At 39.2% G+C, this 6,781-nt stretch carries 7 protein-coding genes and 1 other annotated feature (1 of these 8 only partly in view); of the genes, 6 read left to right on the forward strand and 1 reads right to left on the reverse strand.

All coding sequences use genetic code 11. The features are described 5' to 3' along the window. Positions 1–190, forward strand: a binding site (T-box leader); it begins 42 nt to the left of the window's first position. Positions 191–268: 78 nt separating this feature from the next. The 5 genes from FD50_RS07005 (at position 269) to FD50_RS07025 (ending at position 5,078) form a co-directional block, all read left to right on the forward strand. After that, positions 269–919 (forward strand): amino acid ABC transporter permease, encoded by a 651-nt coding sequence (locus FD50_RS07005; RefSeq protein ID WP_056960941.1) that lies wholly within the window; start codon positions 269–271, stop codon positions 917–919. A 12-nt stretch (positions 920–931) separates the two neighbouring features. Further along, positions 932–1,570 (forward strand): amino acid ABC transporter ATP-binding protein, encoded by a 639-nt coding sequence (locus FD50_RS07010; protein ID WP_054757373.1) that lies wholly within the window; start codon positions 932–934, stop codon positions 1,568–1,570. A 19-nt stretch (positions 1,571–1,589) separates the two neighbouring features. Further along, the gene (locus tag FD50_RS07015; RefSeq protein WP_415615182.1) at positions 1,590–2,432 is read left to right on the forward strand and encodes an amino acid ABC transporter substrate-binding protein; all 843 of its coding nucleotides are present in this window, start codon (positions 1,590–1,592) and stop codon (positions 2,430–2,432) included. A 93-nt stretch (positions 2,433–2,525) separates the two neighbouring features. After that, entirely contained in the window at positions 2,526–3,974 is a 1,449-nt protein-coding gene (gene cls, locus FD50_RS07020) for a cardiolipin synthase (protein WP_056960942.1), read from the forward strand. Positions 3,975–4,136: 162 nt separating this feature from the next. Further along, complete coding sequence (locus FD50_RS07025) at positions 4,137–5,078, forward strand: alpha/beta hydrolase (RefSeq protein WP_054757374.1); 942 nt, start codon at positions 4,137–4,139, stop codon at positions 5,076–5,078. A gap of 22 nt (positions 5,079–5,100) precedes the next feature. On the opposite strand, the gene FD50_RS07030 is transcribed toward FD50_RS07025, so the two are convergent. After that, entirely contained in the window at positions 5,101–6,048 is a 948-nt protein-coding gene (locus FD50_RS07030) for a hypothetical protein (RefSeq protein WP_056960943.1), read from the reverse strand. A 119-nt stretch (positions 6,049–6,167) separates the two neighbouring features. On the opposite strand from FD50_RS07030, the gene FD50_RS07035 reads away from it, so the two are divergent. Next, complete coding sequence (locus FD50_RS07035) at positions 6,168–6,530, forward strand: iron-sulfur cluster biosynthesis family protein (RefSeq protein WP_054757380.1); 363 nt, start codon at positions 6,168–6,170, stop codon at positions 6,528–6,530. The last annotated feature ends 251 nt before the right edge of the window (positions 6,531–6,781 follow it).

Here is a 6,781-nt window from a genome sequence, read left to right on the forward strand (position 1 = left end):
AGACTATCTGGTTGCTGTGAAGATAGAGAAGGAATGGTTGAACCACGTCTGCAAGTTAGTGACTTGAAGTATTAGTAGGGTTGCTCGGTGTAAAGACCGTTAACAATTTGAGTTTTTTAAACTCGCTGAGGCTATTTTCGTGAGAAACTAGCAAGTTGAGGTGGAATCGCGCTTTTCCTGTGCCCTCTTGGATATTTTTAGGTATCCAAGAGGGCTTTTTGTCGTTACAATGCGCTTAGATTTTAAATAAATTGAGGGAGTTGAAAGAATGAATTATATTTTTGAAGTCTTGCCTTCTTTGCTAGAAGGTGCAAAATTAACACTTGAAATCTTTTTTTGGACGTTAGTGGGTGCACTTCCGCTGGGGCTACTCGTGGGACTTGGATTAACTTCTAAGTTTACGCCACTGCGTGCAGTGCTACGCTTTTACGTCTGGTTGATGAGAGGAACCCCGCTTTTATTGCAGCTGATCTTTGTTTTCTATGGCTTGCCTTTGATCGCTAATGGAGTTTTAACCTTGCAGCGATACGATGCTGCACTTTTTGCTTTTATTTTGAATTATACTGCCTATTTTGCAGAGATCTTCCGGGGTGGTTTACAATCAATTGACCGGGGTCAATATGAAAGTGCAAAGGTTTTACGCTTATCATATTGGCAAACAATTCGCAAAGTTGTAACTCCTCAGGTCATTAAGATTGTGCTTCCTTCAATTGGAAATGAGGTCATTAACTTAATTAAAGACTCCAGTTTGGTTTATGTAATTGGCCTAGGTGATTTATTACGGGCAGGCAATATTGCAACAAGTCGCGACGTTACGTTAACTCCGCTAATCTTAGTAGGAGTAATTTACCTGATATTAACGGCCTTGTGCACATATATCTTACGTAAATTAGAGCAGCATTACAGTTACTGGAGATAGGAGGCCAAGTAAATGTTAGAACTTAAAAATATCACAAAGCGGTTTGGAAAACGCATAATTTTAGATAATGTGAATTTGTCACTTGAAGACGGTAAGATTCTCTGTGTTGTTGGACAATCCGGTGCAGGCAAGACTACATTGCTACGCTGTGTGAGTGGGCTTGAAAAGCCAGACAGTGGACAGATTCTGGTGGACGGCAAACAGATTGATCCTGTTAGTACAAAAAATGAAGATTCAGTGATCGGTGTTGTTTTTCAGGAGTTTCAGTTATTTCCTCATTTGAAGGTCCTAGAAAATATTATGTTAGCGCCTGAGCTAGTTTTAAAAAAATCAAAGGCAGAAGCCAGAAAGCAAGCGTTGGTGCTGTTGGAGAAGTTATCACTAGCGGATAAAGCAGACTTATACCCGTATCAGTTGTCAGGTGGGCAGAAACAGCGCCTAGCAATTGCACGTGCATTAGCAATGAAGCCTAAAATTCTGTGTTATGATGAACCAACTTCTGCACTGGATCCTGCCTTGCGTGATGCTGTTAAGGATCTCTTATTGGGCCTCAAGAGTGAAGGAATGTCACAAATTGTTGTTACACATGATATGGAGTTTGCACAACAGATTGCAGATAAGATTCTTAAAGTCGAAGCTTTAAAGAAATAGTTGCGGAAGAGGGATTGGCATGATGAAAACTAAAATTAAATTGACTCTGTCTGCACTATTAGGTTTGTTCTTGTTGACGGTTTTGCTGACTGGCTGTACGAATGTACGTGAACGCGCGAATACCAGAGATACGTGGAAAACAGTCCAAAAAAGAGACAAGGTAATTATCGGGTTAGACGATAGTTTTGTTCCAATGGGGTTTCGCGAAAAAAATGGACAACTTGTAGGTTATGATATCGATTTGGCACGTGCAGTTTTTAAGCGCTATGGAATTAAGGTTGACTTTCAAACGATTGATTGGTCGATGAAAGAAACCGAGCTGAGAAATGGCACAATTGATCTGATTTGGAATGGTTATACCAAGTCACCTGCACGTGAAAAAAACGTTGCTTTTAGTAAGACCTATTTGAAAAATGAACAAATTCTGGTAACAAAAAAAGCTAATAATATTAAAAATGCAGCCGCGATGCAAGGCAAAGTCCTTGGCCTGCAGAGCGGATCTTCAGGGTATCAATCATATACCGATAGCCCCAAACTTTTAAAAAATTATGTAGGTAGTTCAGTGCAGTATGATACATTTAACAATGCCTTTATGGATTTGAATGCTGGCCGAATTCAAGGATTATTAATTGATAGTGTGTACGCAAATTATTACATTAAGCATCAAACTCAGGCAGCCGATTATGAAAAAACGCCAATTGGATTTCCAACAGAAGACTTTGCAGTGGGCATGAGAAAAGGCGATCAGACGTTGCGTCGTAAAATTAATCACGCTTTATATGAGCTTTCAAAAAATGGGACTTTAAAGAGGATCAGTGAGAAGTGGTTTGGTGTCGATAATTCTGTCAAAGTAGGGGAATAGCATGACAAAAAAGCCGATAAAGTGTAAACTTTTAACTAGATCTTAAACTCTGCACTCTAGGAGTAATTTGGAAACACCAAAGAGGTGGGTAAGTTGTCGTATGTTAATTTAGCACTGCAGCTCATTTTTGTTGCTAACCTTGTTGCAGCAGTTATTACTGTTTTTAAAGAAAAACGTGAAATTGCAGCCACTTGGGCTTGGTTGCTTGTTTTGGTGCTGTTGCCAATTATTGGTTTTATTTTATACTTATTTGTCGGAAAAAAATTGCCCCGCAATCAGATTTATGATATTCGGACACAACAACAGATGGGAATCGACCAGTTAGTTAAACTCCAAAAAGAACAGTGGAATGAAAAGGAATTGCTGCCGGCTGACGAAATGTCTGATACTGCGCGCGAAATGGTCCACTTGTTTTTGGAAACAGACAGTGCAATTTTGACCAAACATAATCATGTTGAAATTATTATTGATGGTCAGGAAAAATTCCGGCGCCTTTTTGCAGATGTAAAAAATGCAAAAGATCATATTCACGTGGAATATTACACTTTTTATAACGATAAAATTGGCAATGAATTTTTGCATTTATTAGAGGAGAAGGCACGTCAGGGAGTTAAAGTCCGCGTCATTTATGACAGCTTTGGTTCACGCGGGACTACGAAGCGCTTTTTCGAACGTTTGGAAAAATTGGGAGGAGAGGCAGAATCATTCTTTGGTGGACATCATTCCTTTTCCAACTTTCGCTTGAACTACCGCGACCATCGAAAGTTAGTAATTATTGATGGCCAAATTGGGTACATCGGTGGATTCAATGTTGGTGACCAGTATCTTGGACGCAGTCCCAAATTTGGTTACTGGCGTGATACTCATTTGAGAGTTGTCGGCAATGTTGCAGAGGCGATGCAATCACGCTTCTTTATGGATTGGAATGCTACGGTTCCCCAGCGCCGAGTAGATTATCAGGAGAATTATTTTCCTTTAATCCATCGCCAGGGAAATACGAGTATTCAAATTGTTTCTAGTGGACCGGATAACGAGGTTCAAAAAATCAAGTTGGGATATATCAAAATGATCAACAATGCTACTGAGTATGTTTTGATTCAAACACCATACTTGATTCCTGATGATTCGCTGCTTGAAGCCCTTTCGCTAGCAGCTTTTTCTGGAGTGAAAGTTAAGATTATGATTCCTGCGAAACCAGATCACGCCTTTGTGTATCGAGCAACGCAATATTATGCCAAAGCATTGCTTGAAAACAATGTGGAAATTTATCGTTACAATAATGGATTTTTACATTCAAAAACCTTGGTGGTCGATGGAAAGATTGCATCTGTGGGGTCAGCTAATATGGATTATCGCAGTTTTAAACTAAATTTTGAAGTGAACGCCTTTCTATATGATCAGGAACTTAGCACACAATTACGAACCATTTTTGAAAACGATATGCTGCATTCAACTAAGTTGACGATTGCTGATTTTAATGCACAATCATACTGGCTGAAGTTTAAACAGTATTTTTCACGATTGCTTTCACCTATTTTATAAGCAGCTTGTTAAAGATTAAGTACAATAATTCAGAGGCTTTGTGGGTCGACCTCAGATTGGATGTAGCCTTAAAGGGCTATTCAGGATTTGAAGTTGATGTATAAAGCCTTCTGTTTGTCTAGAGTATTAAAAAAGTGATTTTTAGGAATCAAGGAGACTGAAGTGAAAAAGAAATCAAAAAGAATAATAGTTGGCGGGCTCATCATAGTTTGTCTTTTGCTGGCAGGGACAATTACTGCTGCAAGTGCCTATTTTTATTATTTTGCTTTTGAACCGCAAAAACCGCTCAATGGGAAATTGCCGCGTAAAAAGCAAGTGCGATTGGCTGCAGACCAGAGATGGTTGAAAAATGAAAGCCAACAAGTCTGGACTGAAACAGCAGCTACCCAAAAGTTGAAATTGAAGGCTTTTTATCTTCCAGCAGAGCACTCCAGCAAGCAGACAATCATTGTTGCCCATGGCTATCAAGAAAATCATCGCTTAATGGCTAGTTATATTAGAATGCTGCATAACCAAGGATATAATGTCTTGGCACCTGATGATCGCGGTGCAGGTCAGAGTCAGGGAAGTTATATTGGATTTGGCTGGCCTGATCGCTTGGACTATCTTAAATGGATAGAATTGCTAATTAAACGCCAAGGCCAAGAGGTGCAAATTGGGTTATTCGGTGTCAGTATGGGCGCAGCAACTGTTATGATGACCAGTGGTGAAAAACTTCCGCGGCAGGTTAAGGCAATTATAGCAGACTCAGGATATTCAAGTATTACAGCTGAATTAGCCTATGAATTAAAAGCACGCTTTGGTCTACCCAAGGAACCTTTGATTACTACCGCTGGATGGTACAGTCTCCTCAAAAATGGATTCAATTTTAATGATGGCAATACAGTCCGCCAGTTGTATAAAAACCAGTTACCACTTTTCTTAATTCATGGCCAAGCAGATAAATTTGTTCCCACGCGTATGGTTTATCAAAATTATACAGCAACACGTGGAATTCGACGGCTCTGGGTAGTGCCAAAAACAGGGCATGCCATGGCGTATTACAATTACCCAAAAGAATATACGCAAAAAGTCGAAACCTTTTTTAAAGAATATTTGAAATAATTTTCAAAGTCTAACGTGAGGATCATCTTTCTAAAAAGATAATCCTTGCTGGCCGTAGATCATCTTTTAGCTCTTTAAGTGCATTTTCATCCAAAAAGGTCAAACTTTTGTTGAAATTACCAGAAGCTGTCCACTGATATTTCCCCGCTGTCAATGCCTTTGCTTGAAGTGTTGGATCAAGATAGTCGATTTTTTGCGGAGTACTGTCTTGCGTAGGGTCAACGAGCAAAAGTGCTGCCGCAGTATGCGTGTCCTTTGAAGTTAAAAGCACTTCTTGCGGATAGAAGAAGTGGATTAGGTGAGCAAAGTTAGGAGTCCAGATAAGCGCTTTTTCATGGCTGTTAGCTATTTCATTAAAATGCTGTAGCCTTTCTGGATTCCAGGGTGAAAGTACAAGCTTAGCACTTGGGTGCAACTGACTAATCACTTTACCAAAGTGTTTTTGTATTCCGTTTTCACTAAAGGGCTGCTGTGAAGCGTTCGGTTGGCGCATCTGTGAATTAAGAATCAGGGCTGCCAGTTGCAGTTTACGGGCCACTTTTTTCCACGTTTTTATTCTTTTCTGATGCGCTCCATTTTGAGTAAAGCCTGCACAATAAAGTATATTTGTGTTTTTTTCTGAAATAAAGACGGTTAATGCACCATATAAAGAATCATCATTTTTGTAGACGGTGATCGTAAATTCGGCAATTTTTTGCGGATATTCTTCAGGTAAAATTTTGAGGTGTGCTGTTAGCGGAGGTATAAGATTAAAGCGCTGTAATTTTTGCAGTAAAGTAAAAAAGTCAAAGCCGACAAAAAAAGTTTCATCATCTTTTGCCTGTAAAAGTGCCTTTAAATTGCCGTCTGAAAAGCAGGTAAGCATGATTTTTTTGCGACTGACAACTTGGTTGACATCAATTTGAAGTGAATTTAGCAGTAGTTCACTTGGTTCAGACTGGATGAAAGTATTGAGATTGGAGTATTTCATTAGAAAACCTTCTTTATTTTTAAAATGTGTGCTGCGGGAACTTGCTTCCGGGTTGAGGCAATAAAATTGCTTCTTAATTTAAGTTGCGTACAATATAAATTGAAAGGGGCGAATGCATAATGTATTTAAAAATAACTGCTGCTGCACAGGCTAAGCTCAAAGATAAAATTGGTAATGGAAATTACAAGATATTGCTGGATTTTGACGATGGAGTTGGGTCATTGTCTCGAGTAGGTGCCTGCACCTTGGCGTCTGTTTTTCGGATCCTGTTAGTTGATCCTGAAAGAGAAACGCATGACTATAACCAAAAAATTGATTCTGACTTAGGGCCGATTATGATCAAGGGCTATAGTGATATGTATATGGATGACGAAATGAAGCTTGACGTGAACGAAAAAACACAGATGCTACGCTTGAGCGGGTCTAATTCTGGAGAATTAACTGCGGCTGTCAATGTTGAAAAGGTTGGCATAGAAGTTTAACAAAAACAGCAGTTTAACGAAAAACTTGAGACAGCATTATTGTAACACATCACTAAAAAATGGTATCTGTCAGCTAACAGATTAGCACTAAAATAGCAATAAGGTGAAACTGCGACCTAAGTCAGTCAAACTTGGCTTATGACACACATTTATCTTCAATAAAGAGGGCGGTGACAAAAGTTAAATTTTGTCACCGCCCCAAGTTTATTCCGGATAAACGTGTTCCATAAGTCAAAATTCTCCGTCTAACT

This window comes from Liquorilactobacillus satsumensis DSM 16230 = JCM 12392 (assembly GCF_001435195.1).
Taxonomy (GTDB): domain Bacteria; phylum Bacillota; class Bacilli; order Lactobacillales; family Lactobacillaceae; genus Liquorilactobacillus; species Liquorilactobacillus satsumensis.